Raw genomic sequence first — 19,299 nt, 5'->3', positions numbered from 1 at the left:
AAGCCGAACGAAACTCAGGAATCCCGCCTGGTTTTCATCGGCTTTTTTTCTTGGGAGGAAAAGGGATTATTGGAAGAGGGGAGAGCGTCAGACGACCTAGATTGCATGGTCAGGTCTCGTACAGGACTTGACCCGTCAATGACAAATCGTAACCGGGAATCGCGCGAAGTTCATTTTGGAAAACTTCAGATTTTAAAATGCGAATGATGGAATCAATCCAAGAAAGGTTTTCCGCTTTTTTAATGAATACAAGGTCGTAACGTTCTTGAATTAATGGGATGAATTCGATGTTGCCAACAATCGAAGCCGCTTTCTCGATTCCGATCCCCACATCCGCATCGCCGGACGCTACTTTCCCGGCTACCCCTAGATGATTGGATTCTTCCGAATCATAGCCTTCGATTTGGCCCGGATGAATGCCGTGCAGACGCAGCTGCTCATCGAGCAGAACCCGGGCTCCTGAACCTTTTTCGCGGTTAACAAGCCGTAATCCGTTTTTTTTCAAATCGTTCCAATTGCAAAGCTGGTATGGATTGCCTTGCTGAACATAAAGACCGGCCCGCCTTGAGAGCAAATTCACAACAAGATAAGATGAACCGACGAGAATTCTTTGAATATAGGGGAGATTGTACTCTCCGGTATCGCCATCTAAAAGATGAGTGCTGACGATATCGGATTCACCTTTGTACATGGAAATGAGACTATCCAGGCTGCCGACATAAGAACGGAGCGGTCTTACCCCTGATATGTTTTTCTCGATATGCTTCGCCAGAATATCCAGGCTGACGTCCTGGCCGGTAATGACCAGAGGGCGGATACCATACGATTGGATTGGAGCGGGGGATGTCAATGGAGGCTCCGCTTCTGCTAACCTTTGGCCATTTGCAATCCCCTTGGCTCGTTGTTTATATGCTTCAAGGTCGGCTGCGTCTATGCGCATTTGTTTACCGACCCGATAGGATAGCAGTTCTCCCTTTTTAATCAAATCGTAAACCGTGAGCTTGGATATTTTTTAAAAGTTTAGCGATTTCTTCAGTCGTATAGGATATATCACTAGACATTGGTTAACTTCCCCCGTTCTAAGCAATTGGCCGCAGTTGTGAATAATCTTTATTTTATCACAATTAGACATAAGAGCATGGCGAATCAGGTTTACAATATGATCATGATATATATATAATTATAACTAAACATATTTAATTATATCTAAATATAATTTGGAGGCGGACGATGAATAAATTCTTTAAAAGTAGTACAGCTTTGATTTTAGCCTTCGCCATGGTTTTGTTGGTTTCCGGATGTGGCGCGAAACAAGAATCGGCATTACATAACGGCAGTACTGCTCCATCCTCAAATGAAACCGTAGAATTAACCATTTCAGCAGCCGCAAGCCTAACCGATGCCCTTAAAGAAATCCAGAAGGCATATGAATCCAAGGCGGAAACCGTAAAACTGAATTTTAGCTTCGGCGCATCCGGCGCTTTGCAGCAGCAGATTGAACAAGGAGCACCGGCGGATTTATTCCTTTCTGCGGCAACCAAGAATATGAAGGCGCTCGTGGATCAAGAATTGATCGATAAAGACAAACAAAAAACACTGTTGACCAACGAACTGGTCGTAGTTATTCCTAAGGATGCTGAAACGACGATTGGCAGCATGAACGAATTGACTAAAGCGGGGATCAAGAACATAGCCATCGGCATCCCTGAAAGCGTGCCTGCCGGCAGTTATGCCAAAGAAGCACTCACGAACGCCGAACTATGGGATGACCTGCAAGCCAAAATCGTGCAAGGGAAAGACGTCAGACAAGTCCTTCAATACGTGGAAACCGGAAATGCCGATGCCGGGTTCGTGTACAAGACGGATGCTTTGACTTCGCAGGCGGTAAAAATCGCCTTTGCGATCGATCCCCAATCCTATGCGCCTGTTGAGTATCCCATCGGAATTGTTAAAGCTACGAAGCATAGCAAAGAGGCCGAGGACTTTTATGCATACCTTCAATCCCAGGAATCCTTGGATGTATTTGCGAAATACGGATTTTCGATACCGAAGTGATGATGACAAATATCCATTGGGATGAGTTTTGGCCCCCTGTCAAGCTATCTTTGCAAGTCGCGTTATTATCGAGCGTATTGGTTGTTATCTTGGGTCTGATTGCCGCTTGGTGGATGTCGCGTCTGGGGTCGTTTAGAGGGAAAACGTTCGTTGAAACGGTGTTTATGCTGCCTCTTGTACTTCCTCCGACGGTCGTTGGTTTTTTGCTCTTGGTACTGCTTGGCCGAAAAAGTTCGTTTGGACGATTTATCGAGTCTTTATTCAACGCGCCGATCGTGTTTTCGTGGTCGGCTGCCGTTATCGCATCGGTCGTCGTAGCCTTTCCTCTCGTCTATCAGACGATGAAGGCGGGATTTGGATCCGTTGACCGGGAATTGGAGGATGCGGGCCGTTCAATCGGAGCAAGCGAATGGCAAGTGTTTCGGTATATCACATTTCCTCTAACTTTTCCATCGTTCATAACTGCCTATGTACTCGGCTTCGCCCGCAGCCTTGGCGAATTCGGGGCAACCTTGATGATTGCCGGAAATATCCCGGGGAAAACGCAAACCATACCGACTGCGATTTATATTGCGGTGGATGCGGGCAACGCTCCGATGGCATGGGCTTGGACATGTATGATGATTATCATCTCCTTCTTCATGCTCCTGCTGGTGGGGCGAAAAACAGTGGATAAAACCACCCCTTAAGGTGATTTTTTGGATAGCACTCAAAAAGTTTGTCTCAAGCCGAGAAAAAGCAGGAACCGCGCTCCTGCTTTTTCTTTTTTTTTGACTCGTCGCTTCCATTTCCTCCGGATGAATTTGATTATGCCTAAAGGCCAAGACTTCGGCATATTCGAATACACCGTTGATTCCGCCCCTATTAAGATTATTCCCGGCTCAATCCTTGAAGGCGGCCCAGCAGCCGGCTTGCCTCATCCATCAGCCCTTGCACGATGGCGGAGGCGGTGTCCCCATCGGTCAACAGGCGAGTGGCCTGACCGGCCCATAAGGACATATAGTCCACCTTATTCATGGCCGCCGCAGCCTTGCGGATCTCATTCGTTGCCGAATTTTGCGTCGGAAACGGCAGCGGTTCAACTCCGCTTTCTTCGAATGTCCGGATAAACGCGTTACGGATTCCCCGCGCCGGACGGCCCGAGAATGCACGTGTAATGACGGTGCTCTCTTCGGTACTGTCCAACAGGGCCCGCTTGTAAGCAGGATGTGCTCCCGACTCGGCGGCGGTCAGGAACCTTGTCCCGAGCTGAACGCCGCTTGCCCCAAGGGCCAAGGCCGCGACCAGGCCGCGTCCGTCCATCACCCCGCCGGCCGCCACAACCGGGACCCGAACCTGGTCCGTGATTTGCGGAACGAGGGAGAACGTTCCGATATTGGCGCCGTTCGGGTGTAGCCCGACGTCAAACGTGCCGCGGTGTCCCCCGGCGTCGCTGCCCTGGGCCACAATAACGTCGCTGCCTGCCTGCTCTGCCTCGATCGCTTCGCGGACGGTCGTCACCATCGTCGTGACCCGGATGCCCCGGCGTTTCGCTTTTTCCATAAACGGGGCGGGGAGAATGCCGAATGCGGTGCTGATGACGGGAACCTCCTCGTCAAACAGCACCTGAATCTGCTGCTCGAACCGGTCCGGAGTATGAACCTCGGAGGCAGGCTCACCAAGTCCGAACCGGGAACGCATGCCGCGCAGCACTTCATTCACTTCGCCGATGCGTGTCGCGTCGTCCGTCATGTCGGCCGCGAACAGATTCACCGCAAACGGCTTATCGGTTTGCTTGCGAATATGCCGAATCGCGGTCCGGATATCGTCCGGCACCATATAAGCGGCACCCAGCGTTCCCAGGGCCCCGGCCCCGGATACGCCCGCCACCAAATCCACGGTGGTCGCTCCTCCGGCCATGCCGGCTTGCACGATCGGATACGCGATGCTCAGCGTTTCGCATAACTTTGTCGTTAAGTTCATCATGACTCAGCTCCGTTCTTTTCATTTGAAGTCTTGCCGATAGTCTTTCGCCTTTCGCGCCTCCCGTCAGCCCCCAACCCGTCAAGGTAAACAAGACAGAAACTCAAGATTTGACGATTCCATGAACCTTTATTCTCTAATGATAGCGATATTTGGGCATCGAATCCATCCAAAAACTTGAAAAATCATGCGATAACGAATAAAATGGTATCAACTATGTTAAGAAACGGAGGTGGGGAGAGATGTTTAATCATTCTGTTTTAGCGCGCGGTTATTGGACTGAATTTTTTATACTTTTGCCGTGCGAAATTTGCCGTTGCGGTTGTTAACGGGATACGTATGTCCTTTTTTAACAACCTCATAGCAAGTCTAAAACGGTGAAAACATCTCTAAACCCACATTAAATACGGACGGTTGAAGGGGAGCTTTTCATGCTCTCCTTTTTTTGTATAGGCTAAGCATAAAGTTCCATCATGCTTCGCTTATGCTTCTCGCAGAAATTCCATCGCCCTTTGAGAAGGACGAAGGAAACGATTCTGCTTGTGTCCGCCAGCCATGGGGAGTGCTGTATTCTCCATGGCTTTTTTGCGTTTAAATCAAAAGGAGGAATAAACACATGATCGCTTGCAGTGTTCATCAAGTAACCAAGATGTATGGGGGCAGCTCCATTTTTGAGAATATTTCGTTTGAAATCAAGGAAAGGGACCGGGTTGGTCTGGTGGGCCGGAACGGAAGCGGAAAGACCACGCTGTTTCGGCTTCTGGCAGGCGAGGAGCCGCCCGATGCCGGGCAAATCCATTGGAAAAAGGGATCGCAGATCGGTTATCTTGCCCAAATTCCGGACCTGCAGAACCGCTCAACCGTCAGGGATGTATTGAGAACGGCGTTCTCGGAGCTTCTGCAGATGGAGGATAAGATGAAGCGGCTTGAGGCGGAAATGAGCAGGGAAACGGACCAGGGAAAGCTGGAGGCCTTAATGAACGAATACGGGGATACTCTGGATTTGTTCACGGTAAAAGGCGGATATGAAATCGAGGCCAATATCGAAAAAAGTCGTTCACGGCCTGAACATGAACGATCTTCAGGATAAGCCGTTTTCCGCTTTGAGCGGCGGCGAAAAAACAAAGGTCGGGCTGGCGCTCATCCTCCTGAAGCATCCGGATTTTCTGCTGCTTGACGAACCGACGAATCATCTGGATTTAATGGCGGTGGAATGGTTGGGCGGATTTTTGCGGGATTATAACGGAACGGTCGTTGTCGTTTCCCATGACCGTTATTTTCTCGATGAGGTCGCAAATAAGATTTTGGACCTGGAGGACGGGGAGATCGAGTGTTACCACACGAACTTTTCAGGTTACGCGAAGGAAAAAGAAGAGCGGCTGCTGAGGGAGTTCCAGGCTTATGAAGAGCAGCAAAAGAAGATCAAAAAAAATGAAGGAGGCCATTAAGCGGCTTCGGGAATGGGCCAACCGGGCCAATCCGCCTAATGAAGGCCTCCACAAAAGAGCAAGAAATATGGAAAGAGCCTTGGAGAGAATGGAAAAGCTGGATCGCCCCGTTCTGAACCGCAGGAAAATGAATCTTGAGATGGAAGCTTCCCACCGCAGCGGGAAGGACGTGGTTCAGCTTCAGGGGGTATCCAAGCGCTTTGGAGAGCAGCTGTTATTCAAAAACGTCAACATGCATGTGACCTATCAACAGCGGGTAGCTATCGTGGGCGAGAATGGAACCGGGAAGTCCACGTTAATCCAATTAATCATTCAGCAGATGAATCCGGATGAAGGCGGGATAAAACTGGGGAGCGGCGTGAAAATCGGATATTTGTCCCAGCATATTTTTTCCGAAACGGACAATGAGACCGTGCTTGAGGCATTTCGCAACGAGGTACCGGCAGCGGAGGGCGAAGCGAGACAAATTCTTGCGAAATTCTTATTTTACGGTCCCATGGTCTTCCGAAAAGTTTCCCAGCTCAGCGGGGGCGAAAAAATGCGGCTTCGTTTGGCCCAGCTGATGTACCAAGACATCAACCTGCTCATACTGGATGAGCCGACGAACCATCTGGACATCGAATCCCGGGAGGTTCTGGAAGATACGCTTGAAGATTATAACGGAACGATTGTGGCCGTTTCGCACGACCGTTATTTTCTCAACAAGCTGTTTGAAAAGATTTATTGGATTGAATCGCGGGAAATTCATCGTTTTGACGGCAACTACAATTGGGCCAAGGAAAAAATGGCTGAGCTAAAGCAGGGCAGAACGGAGCGGCAGCCGGGAACAACTAGTCAAACCAAAATGGCGCCACCGTCAAGGGAAATGGAAAAAGAGAAGCCTAAGCGGTTCAGCCAAGACAGGCTGGAGCAGGAGTTGGATGTCATCGAGCAGAGGATTTCGGAGCTGGAGAAAAAGCTGGAAGAGATTCAGGAACTGGAGCGTTTGCAGCAATTATATGCGGAAAAGGAGGAGCTTGAAAAACGGTGGGAAGAGCTTTATGAGCAGGTGAATCCCTAGTACCCCAGCCTGTACGAATATTATGTAAGCTCTTAAAGGTGTCTGGAAAATAATGTATAGGTCCCGAAGCAAGCCTGGCTGAGTATGAGAGTAGGTTTGTTTCGGGATTTGAAATATAAACGTTGATTTCATCAAGTCCTAATGGTAATATTTACATCAACAAAGTTAGTCGGTTGAATAACTAAGTCGAGGTGGGGAAATGGCAAAACCAAACATGATCACGAAAGGAGATCTCATCGCATTTGCCAAAGCGTGTTTGGCTGATCAAGGGATTGAGAGGTTTACGCTGAGGGCCGTTGCGGACAGGGCGGGTGTAACGCAAGGAACCGTTTATTACCATTTCAGAACGAAGGAACAATTATTGCTGGACATGGTAAAGGATATATGCGAACGTTCTTGGGACGAATTGTCAGGGAGCCGCGATAACGTGGTGAAGCATGCTTTGGATACGGCAAAAAGCCGCTGCAGCGGGGAATCGTTTTATCACACGCTCTTTTTTACGTTAATGGTTGCCGGATTAAATCATGAAAAGGTTCGGGAGCAGATCGGTGATTTATTGCAGAAGGAAAACAAGGCGCTGGCCGATAACCTGACCCGAATCTGGTCCCGTCCGCCCGTAAAGGGGATTCCCTTGGAGACTTGGGGAGTACTGCTGAATGCCATTGTGGACGGTTTGGCCCTGCAGGCTCTTATGATCAAGGATTTCCCTGTGGATCGGATGTATGAGGCGCTTGAGCTGTTGTTTGGATCATTAAGCCATATGACCGATCAGGAGGAAGTCACATGAAGGGATATGGGGTGACGGTTTTATGGGGGCTGCTTGTATGGTTTGGCGCTACCTTGTTTTTTGTCCTTTTCGGAAAACAGGTTTTTATTTAATCCCGGTACGCCATCCTTTATCATGAGCATATTCGTGCTCGTAGCTGCAACAGCCATTGTATTGCTGGCGGTTACACGGCTGTATCTCCGATTCGACAAATCGGGGAACGCAGCATTGAAATTCGGAATCGTGGGTACCATGGTGGGGCTTATATTGGACGCGTTTTCTTTAGCCAATCACCACCATGTTTTCCCCCGGCTCAGCGAATCGCAAATCATTGCGTTTGCTTGTTGGATGTCGTTTGCCTACGCTTTGTATTTGATCATTCCAGCCATTCTCCAAGAACGAATGAAGAAGGCGGGAACGGTGAGGTAGGAATTGAACTTTAAGTTTCCCTAGAATTTGAAAAAAACGCTCGGGATCGGTGGGGATGTGCCCTTCTCAATGAAGACCGGCAACTCTGGCGGACATGTCTAAGCAGCAAGGAGTGAGGAACTTGGTGAAATCAGTGGATTCGGGCCTCCTATAAATTCAAATAAAATTTTAGGAGGCGCAAAAAATGAAGTTTCATTTCATGGATCGGGAAAAGTGGGCCAGACGCCCGTATTTCGAGCATTACTTGAACCAAAAGTGTACATTCAGCATAACGGCAAACATAGACGTCACGACACTTATGGAACAGCTCCGGAGCAAAGGGATCAAGCTATACCCCGCTTTTATTTATATGGTCAGCAGAGCCGTAAACGCCCATCCGGAGTTCCGAACCTGCTTTAACGATGAGGGGAGGCTGGGGTATTGGGAACAGATGACGCCAAGCTATACGATTTTTCACCGTGATGACCAATCGTTCTCAAGCATCTGGACCGCGTATTCCGATAATTTTCATGTTTTTCATGAAAATTATCAGAAGGACCTAAAGCAATACGCCGACGTTAAGGGGCTGTTTACCAAAGACGACATCCCCCTAAATACCTTTCCTATATCGAGTATTCCTTGGGTCGGTTTTACCGGGTTTAATTTGAACATAAACAATGGGTACGACTTTTTGCTGCCCATTATTACAGGCGGGAAGTTTTTCAATCAGGATGGAAAAACGCTGCTTCCCGTTTCCTTGCAGGTGCATCATGCGGTTTGCGACGGATATCATGCCGGCAGGTTTATGGAGAATCTGCAGGAATTAGCCGACCATGCCCATCATTGGCTCCCTTGAAGTATTTATGCGAAGTGGATGAAATGGAATCATTATCATAAAATATAACAGAGACGCAATCATGATTTTCAATTTTAAGAGGGAGGAATTCATTTGAGTCAAGCCGGGCAGATGATGAACGAATGGCTGCAGCATCGCCATATACTGGAGGAATTGCTGGAGTCGATTGGGGACGAGCATATGGATTTCAAGCCGCACGACGATGCCATGTCGCTTAGCGAACTCGCGCTGCATGTTGCAGGGTGGAACGACGCATTTGTTTCCATGGTCAAGACGGAGACATTGGCAAAGCCGGACTTCCCCGAATGCGTGACGATGGCAGACGTGCGCCAAGCCGTAAAGAACTTTACCGCAAAAACAAAGGCCGCGTATGAGTCGATTACGGACGCGGAATTGGAGGCTCAGAACAGTTCGTCGCATCCGAAGCTTCAGGGACCCAAGAGAAACTATCTTTCCGCGATGCATGATCACGAGATTCATCATAAAGGCCAGCTTTTCATCTATGCGCGTATGGTTGGCGTCAAAGAAGTGCCGTTTTTCCGCTAAAGCGATCCGGCCCAAAAGCCCAGGCAGCAATGCCTGGGCTCTTTGGCGCAAAGGTCCTTATGGACATATGATTGGTTTTATTCAGTCTGTGCGCGGCTGTCAGGTAAAGTGACGGATATTCTCCGGTACTCCTAAACCCGTTGAAACGCCTCCCGTAGGAACTGAAGCAGCTCCCCTTCGCACACAGGATCGCCTGCATGGCGGAGCAGGCAGGTCCGGCCGTATTTGGCCATCTCTTCTTTAAGGAAAGAGCCATGGAGCGGATGATGGATGATCTCGGACACCGGCGTATCTTCCAGAAAGGGAACGGGCCCGAAATCAAGACCGTAAATCGTCAGAACAGGCGGAGCCTCGGCACTGACAAAGTTGATGGCCGAAGCTTCGTAAGAAAGCTTCCGAATGTCGGGATGCTCCAGCTCTTCCTCGCTCACGATGCCGTAGAACAGCAGCAGATTGGGCTGCAGGCGGTTTCCCAGGTCGTATTTTTTATAAAAATGCTGGTCTTTTGTGACTTGACCGTCGTAAGAAATGACGGCAGACACCGTGCTTGGGCATCTTTCCACAGGGTCCTCCGAATCCGGTTTGGACAGATCTCCTTTCATGGCGTTCCATAGCGAAATGTGGGCGCCGGCGGAGGAACCGGAGAGAGCGATTTTCGCAGGGTCCCAGCCATAATCTCCCGCATGGTGACGCACCCATTGAATCACCCGCGTTCCGTCTTCCATGGGAGCAGGAAACGGGTGAGACGTAATAAAACGGTAATTCGCCGAAATGACCGTGATCCCGGCGTCTAAACATATGGATAGAAGAGGGAAACTTTGAATGTCGGATTTGTCTCCGCCTATGTAACCTCCTCCGTGCAAGAAGATCAGAACGGGACCGGGCTCATTCGCTGAAGCCGAATAAATGTCAAGCACTTGTCTTTCATGGCTGCCGTATGGAATATTGCGAACATCGGGATTCATGGAAAAGCCTCCTTTAATCCTGATTCATCCCCTTCGCCTCTGCGATGAAAGGGGATAAGAGCATTTTGTTTCGGATAAAAACAGTTATCTTCCGTTTAGGTACACGTAAGCAGCAATCGGGCAATGATCGGAAGCGGCAGACTGAATAATTTCACGTTCGCCGCGGTATTCCAGCCCATGATGGATGAAGATATAGTCAAGCGTTTCTGCCGGATCATCGGAAGGAAAAGTATAGGCCGCATGTGCGCCGCTAAAAACATTCGTGCATCTCTGCTCCATCCTTTCAATTTCCGGCCCTTCCGGGTGGGCATTGAAATCTCCGACGATGACGCAGGGGCCGTCCTTCGCGTCGGCTATCCCTGCCATTTCCTCCACCTGAGCGATCCGGTGATGCTCCTCCAGCGCCAGGTGAACACAGTGAAAATGGAGGCTGGCGCCGTTTACGACGATCTCCGCCGAGAGCAAACCGCGCTGCTCGTCATCAAAGCTGTTCAGCGGATGATAACCGGAAGAGACGATAGGATATTTGCTGAGGACAGCTATCCCGTATTCCCGCTGTTTTGTTCTTCCTTCCTCGGGAGGCAACACGACGTTGGCTCCGTATCGGTAAAACATGCCCAGATTCTGAGCTAACTCCGATATGGTATCCTCATACCTGCTTCGGTCCGCGTAGTGCCGGTCCACCTCTTGCAAACCGATAATATCCGCTGACGAATCCCGCAGCACCCCGGCAATCCGCTGCAGATCATACCGTTCGTCCATTCCCCGACCATGGCGGATATTGTAAGACATTACTTTAAGCCGAATATCCCGGCTCATGTTTGATCACCCCTTAATCGACCGATCATGCCCCCTTTGACAAGAGCAACCGTCTGAAAAGAGTTGGCATGATGGGCGAACTATAAAACGATATCGTGGACGGAATAAATCAATGCCCACATCATATTAAGCATACCTAAATTTTTGACGAGAAGATATGTGGAATCCTGCCTCCGCTGAAAAAAAGTCGTAAAGCCGGATGGAACCTATTCGGGAAATCAAAAAGGACTTACGATGACGAATGGCGGATCCGTTAAAAAGAAACCTTCCTTTTTCTAACGCGTATATCCGTATTATCCAAATGAATAGGGGGGGCGCAAACATGTCTTTTTTTTAACAAAATGTTGGCCAGCGTAGGAATCGGAGCGGTTGAGGTGAACACGCATCTGGAGAAATCCTCGTATTATCCGGGTGAGGATGTAAGAGGGATGATCCACATAAAAGGCGGAAACGCGGATCAAAACGTGGACCGGATTTATGTTAAGTTGATGACCGAGTACATCAGGGAGCATGACGATAAGAAGTTCTCGGAAGACTACACGATCGCCAAAATTAAAGTATCGGACAGTCTCGTGGTAAAGCAGGGAGATAAGCTGCAGATTCCTTTCGAATTTCCGCTGCCGCTGGAAACGCCGCTAACCTTGTCCAGACAGCCGGTTTGGCTGCATACGGGTCTGGATATCGAATATGCGATCGATCCGAAGGACCGGGATTTCATCGAAGTTACGCCCCACCCTTATGCTTCGGTTGTGCTGGATGCGGTATCGCAGCTCGGGTTCCGTTTCAAAACGGCGACCTGCGAGCATCATCCCCGCTTGGGCCGCGGAATTCCTTTTGTTCAGGAAATCGAGTTTTACCCGGGACCCGAATTTGCCGGAGGAATCAGGGAGCTGGAGCTGATTATGTACCTGGAATCCGATCGTCTGACGGTTCTGGTGGAGGTGGACCGCAAAGGCAAAGGATTATCCGGTTGGCTGGAGCGCTCGTTCGATATGGATGAACGCCAGAGCCGGCTGATTCTGGAGCACAATGATCTGAAGAAGGGACCGGCCTATGTTGCGGGCATCTTTGAGGATCTGTTAAAAAGGCAAATGAGATAAATGGCGTTCGGACCATTGAAACGTCGTCCATTTTTATAAACAAAATTATGTGTTCGATGTTGAAGAAAGGTGGCCCATCCATGCTAACCAACGAAAATAGGGGGATTTTTCTGATCACGGGAATAATGGCCTCGGGAAAATCGACCGTTGCACAACTTCTTGCGGAGAAATTTGATAGAGGCGTTCATTTGCGCGGTGATGCTTTCAGGCGAATGATCGTCAGCGGGAGAGAGGAAATGCTGCCGGACTCCGAGGGAGAAGCGGTCAGACAGCTGCGTTTACGCCATCAAATTTCCGCTGCGGCGGCAGATGCTTATTTTGAGGCCGGTTTCAGTGTCGTGATGCAGGACGTTATTATCGGAAACATGCTTCAGGAAACGGTGGAGTTTATCCGAAACCGCCCTTTATACGTCATCGTGCTGGCGCCGAGTCCGGAATCGGTGGCATGTAGGGAAGCGGCCCGGCCGAAGAAAGGTTACGGATTGTGGACGGTTGCCGAACTGGACCGCCGATTGCACGAAGAAACGCCAAACATTGGCTTATGGATGGACACATCGAATCAGTCTGCCGAGGCGACGGTGGAGCAGCTTTGGCAGAGGGTTTGGACGGAAGCCATGGTATAGGATGGCGAGAGTGGCTTCGTGATAATTCCACTTGCGATAGAACAAAAAAATAACAAGGAAGGTGCCGATTCATATGACAGCAGATAAGGTCCACCGTTAAGTCCGTGGTCCCCCGCTCCTGCTTAGGTTATCATCATCCAACTTTTATCGAAAAAGGAGCGGGTAACATGAAGAAAGTGACGATTAGGGAATTGACGGCTGAGGATCTGGACCACCCCATCCTTATTGATGATCGCTTTACAGTGGATTCGGTACTCTCCCTGTATACGGAGGACAACTCGATCCGATATTCGATCAAGGCGATTCCGGCTTATGAGAAGCGGTATCCGAAGGAACCGGACGATCAACTGGATTTGGAAGAATACCTGGATCACCCGGATCAGGTCATTTACTTGGCGGATGTAGAAGGGACTATCGCAGGTCTGGTCGTCGTCAAGCGAAACTGGAATCAATACGCCTACGTGGATGACATCAAGGTGGACAACGCGTACAGACGGCATGGCATCGGCCGCATGCTCATGGACGAGGTCCAGCAATGGGCTCGCAGGAAGGGGCTGACCGGCATCATGCTGGAGACGCAAAACAACAATGTCGGAGCGTGCAGATTTTATGAAAGCTATGGCTTTGCCATCGGCGGCTTCGACCTGCATCTATATAGAGGCATTGATCGTGACACCAATGAAATTGCTATATATTGGTATTTATTGCTGGAATAACTACGAAACCAAACAAGTCGGATGCGTGCTTTCTGGACGGCAGAAAGCCGCATCTTTCTTTTTTACGGTTCTATGGAATTGAAATTTATGGTATTCTTTCTTTCAAATTTTAGTATAATGAATGTACTTATAATCAGAAGGGAAGGGTTAAACAATGAAGTTTACGGAGTATCCGTATAAGCGTCCCGACATTAAAGAAATTGAACAGCGGTTTAAAGAACTGCTGAAACAATTCAACGAAGCGTCCACCTTCGAAGAGCAGGACCAGGCGATGGCGGCGATCAACAAGCTTCGCCATAACATGGACACGCAATCCACGCTGGTCAGCATCCGTCATTCCATTGATACAACCGATTCCTTTTATAAAGCGGAGCAGGATTTTATGGACGAAGCGGAACCGGTGTTCCAGGAATACATAACCGATTATTACCGAGCGTTGGTAGGTTCCAAGTTCCGCAGCGAGCTGGAAGCCAAGTGGGGACGTCAACTGTTTGCTTTGGCCGAATTGTCGCTGAAAACGTTCAGTCCCGAAGTCATTGAGGATCTTCAGCTCGAGAACAAGTTGTCGACCGAATACGCCCAGCTCATCGCATCGGCCAAGATTCCTTTTGACGGCGAGGAGCTTACGCTTTCCCAATTGACCCCTTATGAACTGTCTACGGACCGGGATGTCCGCCAGCGTGCCTTTGATGCGCGTTATAAGTTTATGGCTGAGCATGAGGCCGATTTTGACCGAATCTATGACGACCTGGTAAAGGTGCGGACGAGAATCGCCAAGAAGCTGGGTTACAACAACTTCGTGGAACTGGGCTACGCCCGCATGGCGCGTACGGATTATAATGCGGAGATGGTTGTGAACTTCAGACAGCAGGTACTGGATTACATCGTGCCGATGGCTACCAAGCTGAAGGAGCGCCAACGCAGCCGCATCGGCGTTGATGAGTTGCTGTTCTACGATGAGGGCTTCACCTTCAAATCCGGCAACGCAACGCCGAAGGGAGATCCGGAATGGATCGTGGAAAACGGCAAAAAGATGTACAGCGAACTGGCCCCGGAAATGAACGAATTCTTCACCTTTATGGTCGAGAACGACCTGATGGACCTGGTCAGCAAAAAAGGCAAGCAAGCCGGCGGTTACTGTACCTTTATTCCGAACTATAAGGCACCGTTTATTTTCTCCAACTTTAACGGCACCTCCGGGGATATCGACGTGTTGACCCATGAAGCGGGGCATGCCTTCCAGGTATATGAAAGCCGCGGTTTCGAGGTGCCGGAATACAATTTCCCGACCTACGAAGCCTGTGAAATCCATTCCATGAGCATGGAGTTTTTTACATGGCCTTGGATGGAGCTGTTCTTCAAAGAGGACACCGAGAAGTACAAATTCAGCCATTTGGCGCAAGGATTGGAGTTTATCCCTTACGGCGTGTCGGTGGATGAGTTCCAGCATTTCGTATACGCCAATCCGGATGCAACCCCGGCCGAGCGTAAAGCCGCATGGCGCGAAATCGAGCGCAAATACCTGCCGCACCGTAATTTTGCGGGCAACGAGTATTTGGAGAATGGCGGCTTTTGGCACAAGCAGGGGCATATTTTCAGATCCCCGTTCTATTATATCGACTACACGCTTGCCCAAATTTGCGCCTTCCAGTTCTGGGTGCGCCTGCATGAGAACTATGAAGCGGCATGGGCCGACTACCTTAGACTGTGCCAGGTCGGCGGGAGCAAGTCGTTTGTGGAGCTGGTCAAGTATGCGGGTCTCAAATCGCCGTTTGAAGACGGCTGCGTCGCTTCCGTGGTCGGCGATATCGAGAACTGGCTGAACAGCGTGGACGACAAAGCGCTGTAATCATAGTTATTCTTTAATAGCGAGAGCCGGGCGAGATCGGGAGGATATCCTGATTTTCGCCCGGCTTTTTTTAAGAGATAGAAAGTATAAACTTCAGAGGTTTGCGATCCTTATCTCGCAAGAAAAACATCCGCTATATGCGGTCTGTCTTCTTTGAGAGTACGTCGATAGACGTTTTTCTTACGACCGATCAGAGGCCGGCGGGGAACATCCCTTTGCAGGTCTTTTTCCATTGCCGTAAGGAGGGACGGTTAAAGGAAGACAACGATCGGATACAAGGATTTACCTGACTGTAGTCAGTTTAAATAAATCATATATACTATGTGAATTTAAAAGAAAATAAACGAATAGACTGACTAGGGGTAAAGAAAAATTTGATTTCTGGATAATCTCCTGATAAGCTGTAAGGAATCAAATTCCGGATATAACGCTTGTTATCCGAATGGCGGTGGTGGCACATATGAATGAAGGACGGATCAAGGAAATAGCGAAAAAGCATTTTATTTTATACGGGTACGAAGGAACGAAGCTTGCGAAGATTGCGGAAGAAGCGGGGATCAAGAAGCAGTCCCTGTATCACTATTTCAAGAGCAAGGACGAGCTCGTGCTGAAGATGAATGAGGAAGCCATCGAGGATGAAATTGAATTTTTGAAAATATATTTCAGGAAAACGTCGGGAAAACCGCTGGATGAGGTCCTGCTGGCCTTTTTGAACGATTACAAGCAGCGGTACCTGACCCATGATAATTTGTCGTTCATGCTGCTGATGGCTTTTATGCCCCCAGCCCATTTATGTCAGGTGTTCCAGCCAAGCTTCCGCAGCTATTATTCCCATCTGGAGCTGCTGCTTGAGCGGGTCTTTTACGAGCATAGAGATGACATTGTCCTGCCTCCCGAAGACGCTGCCTTGTCCTTTGTTACATTTATGGACGGCGTCGTGGTTCAGCTGTTTTACGATACGCCGGAAGCTTTTGACAGAGTGCTGCAGGTTTCATGGAAAATTTATTGGAGAGGGATTTCCTCTCAAATGATCAGGCCCGGCGAGACCTAGATTTCGCATAGAAGCAGCCTCTTTCCGGCATGCCTTTACGTTTTCTGAAGTGTCTATCTGTCTATACTTAAGAACGAGGTTATTTTTATGAGCATAAAACGCAATGCACCCTTATTTTTACTGTTGTCGAATTTGTTTATTGCCTTTCTGGGCATGAGTCTCGTTATTCCGATTATGCCGACCTTGATGCGGGAGCTGCATTTTTCCGGAGAAGTCATGGGCTATTTGATTTCGCTGTTTGCCATTTCCCAGCTGCTCATGTCTCCGATCGCGGGCATCTGGGTCGACCGGTTCGGCCGAAAAAAAAATGATTGTGATCGGGATGTTTGTTCTAGCCGTATCCGAGCTTATTTTCGCCGTCGGCAGCAATGTGTGGATTCTTTACCTGTCCAGGATACTGGGAGGAATCAGCGCTGCCCTTGTGATGCCGGCGGTTACCGCGTTCGTGGCGGACATTACATCGCTGGAGGAGAGGCCTAAAGCGCTCGGGTATGTTTCGGCCTCCATCAGCATCGGTTTCATCATCGGACCGGGGATCGGCGGTTATGCCGCCGGGTTCGGTATCCGGGTGCCTTTTTTCCTGGCCGCGGGCATCGCCCTGTTATCCGCCGTTTTCTCGCTGTTCATGCTGAAGGAGCCGCTCTCCCGGGAGCAACTGAAGCTCAACGCCAAGCAGAAGGTGAAAATCAACATCTTCCAGGAACTGAAAAAATCAACGCATTCGCTTTATTTTATACCGTTTATCATTATTTTCGCCCTGTCGTTCGGTTTGTCCGCCTTTGATACCGTGTTCGGCCTGTTCGTCGATGCGAAATTCGGTTTCACTCCGACGGATATAGCAACGATCCTTATCGTAAGTGCGATATTGGGAACCGTCGCCCAAATTTTCCTGTTTGGAAAGCTGGTGGAGAAGTTTGGCGAGAGAAGGCTGATTCAGATCTTTTTGGTGGTTTCGGTTGTGTTCTTGTTCCTTTCGATTTTCGTCAGCAATTATTGGCTGATTCTTGCCGTTACCTTTGTCATGTTTCTCGCCTTCGACCTGCTGCGGCCGGCACTAACCACGCTCCTGTCCAGAATGGCGGGCGAAGACCAGGGCTTCGTGGCCGGCATGAACTCCACGTATACAAGCTTTGGCAATATCATGGGGCCGCTCTTCGGCGGGTTCCTGTTTGATTGGAACATCAATTACCCTTATGCGTTTTCCGCATTCATGCTTCTTGTTGCCTGGGTGTTCTCCGTTGCATGGAAAGAAAAACAAGGGGAGTCCGAAACAGCGGCCTAAATACCCAAAAGAAAAAACGTCTATCGAAGTACTTTCTCAGAAGACAGACCGCATATAGCGGAAATTTTTCTTGCGATATCAGAAGGTAAACCTATGAAATTTATGCTTTCTTATCTCTAAAAAAGACGATCCCTCGAACCGGTTCTTACCGGGAGGGATCGTCTTTTTCGGTTAAGCTATATAGTTTTTGCATCAAAAGCGATATATCACTAGTTAAGCCTTAGCTGCCTGGGGGGCGGTTTCCGGATCCTTATCGGCAGCCGGCTTCGCCCGTTTGATAAACAAAGCGAGCACGAGTGCCACGATGATGATGCCGACGGATACGAGGAATGAATCGTTGATCCCTTCAACCGTTCCCTGAGCGATAACCTGCTGTTTTAGCGTATTCAGCTCATCCGCGGACGGCTTCGAGGTCAAGCCCGCCATGGCTTTTTGCATCATGGTCTCAATGTGAGATTGGTGCGGTTGGTCATGACTGTGATCAGCATAGCTGTACCGATAGCTCCGGAAACCTGAGCCAGCGTGCTGTTCATCGCCGTACCGTGCGGGGTGTACCGAAGAGGAAGCTGGTTCAATCCGTTAGTCATGACCGGCATCATAATCATGGACATGCCGAACATCCGTGCCGTGTACATCAGGATCAGCGTGGTGTACGACGTATCAAGCGTCAATTGGCTGAAGGTATAGCTGGTCACGGCGGTTATCGTCAAACCGATCAGGGCAAGTGCCTTGGCGCCGAATTTGTCGAACAGCTTCCCCGTAATCGGGGACATGATCCCCATCACGATCGCCCCCGGCAGCAGCAGCAAACCGGAATGCAGCGGCGAGATATGGCGAATGGATTGCAAATATATCGGCATGAGCAGCATAGCGGAGAACATTGCCATGTTCAGAACGACGGATATCATGGATGCCAAGGCAAACATCGGATATTTATAAACCCGGAAATCCAGCATGGGCTGTTTCAATTTGAACTGACGCAGGATAAAGAACACCAGGGCAATCAAGCCGGCGGTCAGGGTAATATAAACCTCGGGGCTGCTCCAGCCCCCTTTATCGGTGTTGCCCGCAGCGCTAAAGCCGTATAAAATTCCGCCGAAGCCGATGCTGGACAGGATAATCGAAAGAACATCCAGTTGGATGGCGATTTTATCTTTCTTGTCTCTCAGTTTGAACAAACCGATCACAATCACAAGAAGAGCAATCGGCCAGATGATATGGAACAGCATGTTCCACTTATAATGCTCGATGATCCATCCTGAAAGCGTGGGACCGATGGCCGGCGCAAAAATCATGACCAGGCCGAACATCCCCATGGCGCCGCCGCGTTTCTCAACGGGAAAGCTGGTGAGCATGACGTTCATCAGAAGCGGCATCATGATGGCCGAGCCGGAAGCCTGTACCATGCGTCCGATAAGAAGCACGGCAAAGGAAGGAGCGAATCCCCCCAATATGGTACCTAAGGTGAACAAGCTCATAGCCGTCAGAAACAGTCTTCTAACGGAAAACCGCTGAATCAAAAACGCGGTGGAAGGGATCATAATTCCGTTGACAAGCATGTAGCCGGTCGTCAGCCATTGAACGGTTGACGGACTGGTGATATGAAAATGCTCCATGATCGATGGCAATGCTATGTTTAGCAGGGTGTTGCTCAGCAGGGACACAAACGCCCCCGTTAACAGTATAAATATAATTCCATATGGCGCTTTTGTGTTATTGGATCGCCCGACTGTATTTTCCATAGGTTTCCCTCCAGTAGCTGTTATTGCGATGTTTAGAAAATGGCATACAAG

Annotated in this window: 15 protein-coding genes and 4 pseudogenes; 14 read left to right on the top strand and 5 right to left on the bottom strand. The window is 49.4% G+C overall.

Annotated features, from left to right (window positions below; genetic code table 11):
• Positions 1–109 precede the first annotated feature (109 nt).
• Positions 110–1,061 (bottom strand): annotated as a pseudogene (locus XI25_RS15545) (substrate-binding domain-containing protein).
• A 169-nt stretch (positions 1,062–1,230) separates the two neighbouring features.
• Here XI25_RS15545 and modA point away from each other — a divergent pair.
• Both modA and modB read left to right on the top strand, forming a co-directional pair.
• Positions 1,231–2,055 (top strand): molybdate ABC transporter substrate-binding protein, encoded by an 825-nt coding sequence (gene modA / locus XI25_RS15540; protein ID WP_046679384.1) that lies wholly within the window; start codon positions 1,231–1,233, stop codon positions 2,053–2,055.
• Between the two features lie 2 nt (positions 2,056–2,057).
• Positions 2,058–2,744 (top strand): molybdate ABC transporter permease subunit, encoded by a 687-nt coding sequence (modB, locus tag XI25_RS15535; RefSeq protein WP_152669147.1) that lies wholly within the window; start codon positions 2,058–2,060, stop codon positions 2,742–2,744.
• A 181-nt stretch (positions 2,745–2,925) separates the two neighbouring features.
• On the opposite strand, the gene XI25_RS15530 is transcribed toward modB, so the two are convergent.
• Entirely contained in the window at positions 2,926–4,020 is a 1,095-nt protein-coding gene (locus XI25_RS15530; RefSeq protein ID WP_046679382.1) for an NAD(P)H-dependent flavin oxidoreductase, read from the bottom strand.
• A 270-nt stretch (positions 4,021–4,290) separates the two neighbouring features.
• Here XI25_RS15530 and XI25_RS36310 point away from each other — a divergent pair, with 270 nt between their 5' ends.
• The 6 genes and pseudogenes from XI25_RS36310 (at position 4,291) to XI25_RS15505 (ending at position 9,101) form a co-directional block, all read left to right on the top strand.
• Positions 4,291–4,398 carry an RAxF-45 family protein gene (locus XI25_RS36310; protein ID WP_442950403.1) on the top strand — a complete coding sequence of 36 codons (108 nt, stop codon included), beginning with the start codon at positions 4,291–4,293 and terminating at the stop codon, positions 4,396–4,398.
• A gap of 235 nt (positions 4,399–4,633) precedes the next feature.
• Positions 4,634–6,525, top strand: a pseudogene (gene abc-f / locus XI25_RS15525) (ribosomal protection-like ABC-F family protein).
• A 199-nt stretch (positions 6,526–6,724) separates the two neighbouring features.
• Positions 6,725–7,312, top strand: a complete 588-nt coding sequence (locus XI25_RS15520; RefSeq protein WP_046679381.1) for a TetR/AcrR family transcriptional regulator — start codon at positions 6,725–6,727, stop codon at positions 7,310–7,312.
• 126 nt (positions 7,313–7,438) lie between these two features.
• A complete protein-coding gene (locus XI25_RS15515; RefSeq protein ID WP_235439905.1) occupies positions 7,439–7,720 on the top strand; it encodes a DUF5367 family protein in 282 nt (93 codons plus the stop codon).
• A 184-nt stretch (positions 7,721–7,904) separates the two neighbouring features.
• Positions 7,905–8,555 (top strand): type A chloramphenicol O-acetyltransferase, encoded by a 651-nt coding sequence (catA, locus tag XI25_RS15510; protein ID WP_046679380.1) that lies wholly within the window; start codon positions 7,905–7,907, stop codon positions 8,553–8,555.
• Positions 8,556–8,648: 93 nt separating this feature from the next.
• Positions 8,649–9,101 carry a DinB family protein gene (locus XI25_RS15505; protein ID WP_046679379.1) on the top strand — a complete coding sequence of 151 codons (453 nt, stop codon included), beginning with the start codon at positions 8,649–8,651 and terminating at the stop codon, positions 9,099–9,101.
• Positions 9,102–9,232: 131 nt separating this feature from the next.
• Here XI25_RS15505 and XI25_RS15500 read toward each other — a convergent pair whose 3' ends face one another.
• Both XI25_RS15500 and XI25_RS15495 read right to left on the bottom strand, forming a co-directional pair.
• Positions 9,233–10,066, bottom strand: coding sequence for an alpha/beta hydrolase (locus XI25_RS15500; protein WP_046679378.1), 834 nt, complete (start codon positions 10,064–10,066; stop codon positions 9,233–9,235).
• Positions 10,067–10,150: 84 nt separating this feature from the next.
• Positions 10,151–10,885, bottom strand: a complete 735-nt coding sequence (locus tag XI25_RS15495; protein WP_046679377.1) for an endonuclease/exonuclease/phosphatase family protein — start codon at positions 10,883–10,885, stop codon at positions 10,151–10,153.
• Positions 10,886–11,226: 341 nt separating this feature from the next.
• On the opposite strand from XI25_RS15495, the gene XI25_RS15490 reads away from it, so the two are divergent.
• From XI25_RS15490 to XI25_RS15465, 6 genes and pseudogenes are all read left to right on the top strand, one after another.
• Positions 11,227–11,985 carry a sporulation protein gene (locus tag XI25_RS15490; protein ID WP_046679376.1) on the top strand — a complete coding sequence of 253 codons (759 nt, stop codon included), beginning with the start codon at positions 11,227–11,229 and terminating at the stop codon, positions 11,983–11,985.
• Between the two features lie 80 nt (positions 11,986–12,065).
• Positions 12,066–12,608: a phosphotransferase-like protein gene (locus XI25_RS15485; protein ID WP_046679375.1), complete on the top strand. Its 543-nt coding sequence runs from the start codon at positions 12,066–12,068 to the stop codon at positions 12,606–12,608.
• 167 nt (positions 12,609–12,775) lie between these two features.
• The gene (locus tag XI25_RS15480) at positions 12,776–13,324 is read left to right on the top strand and encodes a GNAT family N-acetyltransferase (protein ID WP_046679374.1); all 549 of its coding nucleotides are present in this window, start codon (positions 12,776–12,778) and stop codon (positions 13,322–13,324) included.
• Positions 13,325–13,478: 154 nt separating this feature from the next.
• Positions 13,479–15,173 (top strand): M3 family oligoendopeptidase, encoded by a 1,695-nt coding sequence (locus tag XI25_RS15475; RefSeq protein WP_046679373.1) that lies wholly within the window; start codon positions 13,479–13,481, stop codon positions 15,171–15,173.
• 460 nt (positions 15,174–15,633) lie between these two features.
• Positions 15,634–16,224 carry a TetR/AcrR family transcriptional regulator gene (locus XI25_RS15470; protein ID WP_046679372.1) on the top strand — a complete coding sequence of 197 codons (591 nt, stop codon included), beginning with the start codon at positions 15,634–15,636 and terminating at the stop codon, positions 16,222–16,224.
• Between the two features lie 87 nt (positions 16,225–16,311).
• Positions 16,312–17,506, top strand: a pseudogene (locus tag XI25_RS15465) (MFS transporter).
• A gap of 213 nt (positions 17,507–17,719) precedes the next feature.
• Here XI25_RS15465 and XI25_RS15460 read toward each other — a convergent pair.
• Positions 17,720–19,248 (bottom strand): annotated as a pseudogene (locus XI25_RS15460) (DHA2 family efflux MFS transporter permease subunit).
• Positions 19,249–19,299 lie beyond the last annotated feature (51 nt).

Origin of the sequence: Paenibacillus sp. DMB20 (assembly GCF_000987955.1) — a bacterium.
Lineage (GTDB): Bacteria > Bacillota > Bacilli > Paenibacillales > Paenibacillaceae > Paenibacillus_AQ.
The sequence above is the reverse complement of the archived record's forward strand: the minus strand, read 5'-3'. Positions and strand labels throughout refer to the sequence as shown.

Coding starts and splice junctions, on each gene's coding strand:
- modA (WP_046679384.1), top strand. CDS start 1,231: ATGAATAAATTCTTTAAAAGTAGTACAGCTTTGATTTTAGCCTTCGCC.
- modB (WP_152669147.1), top strand. CDS start 2,058: ATGACAAATATCCATTGGGATGAGTTTTGGCCCCCTGTCAAGCTATCT.
- XI25_RS15530 (WP_046679382.1), bottom strand. CDS start 4,020: ATGATGAACTTAACGACAAAGTTATGCGAAACGCTGAGCATCGCGTAT.
- XI25_RS15520 (WP_046679381.1), top strand. CDS start 6,725: ATGGCAAAACCAAACATGATCACGAAAGGAGATCTCATCGCATTTGCC.
- catA (WP_046679380.1), top strand. CDS start 7,905: ATGAAGTTTCATTTCATGGATCGGGAAAAGTGGGCCAGACGCCCGTAT.
- XI25_RS15500 (WP_046679378.1), bottom strand. CDS start 10,066: ATGAATCCCGATGTTCGCAATATTCCATACGGCAGCCATGAAAGACAA.
- XI25_RS15495 (WP_046679377.1), bottom strand. CDS start 10,885: ATGAGCCGGGATATTCGGCTTAAAGTAATGTCTTACAATATCCGCCAT.
- XI25_RS15490 (WP_046679376.1), top strand. CDS start 11,227: ATGTTGGCCAGCGTAGGAATCGGAGCGGTTGAGGTGAACACGCATCTG.
- XI25_RS15485 (WP_046679375.1), top strand. CDS start 12,066: ATGCTAACCAACGAAAATAGGGGGATTTTTCTGATCACGGGAATAATG.
- XI25_RS15480 (WP_046679374.1), top strand. CDS start 12,776: ATGAAGAAAGTGACGATTAGGGAATTGACGGCTGAGGATCTGGACCAC.
- XI25_RS15475 (WP_046679373.1), top strand. CDS start 13,479: ATGAAGTTTACGGAGTATCCGTATAAGCGTCCCGACATTAAAGAAATT.
- XI25_RS15470 (WP_046679372.1), top strand. CDS start 15,634: ATGAATGAAGGACGGATCAAGGAAATAGCGAAAAAGCATTTTATTTTA.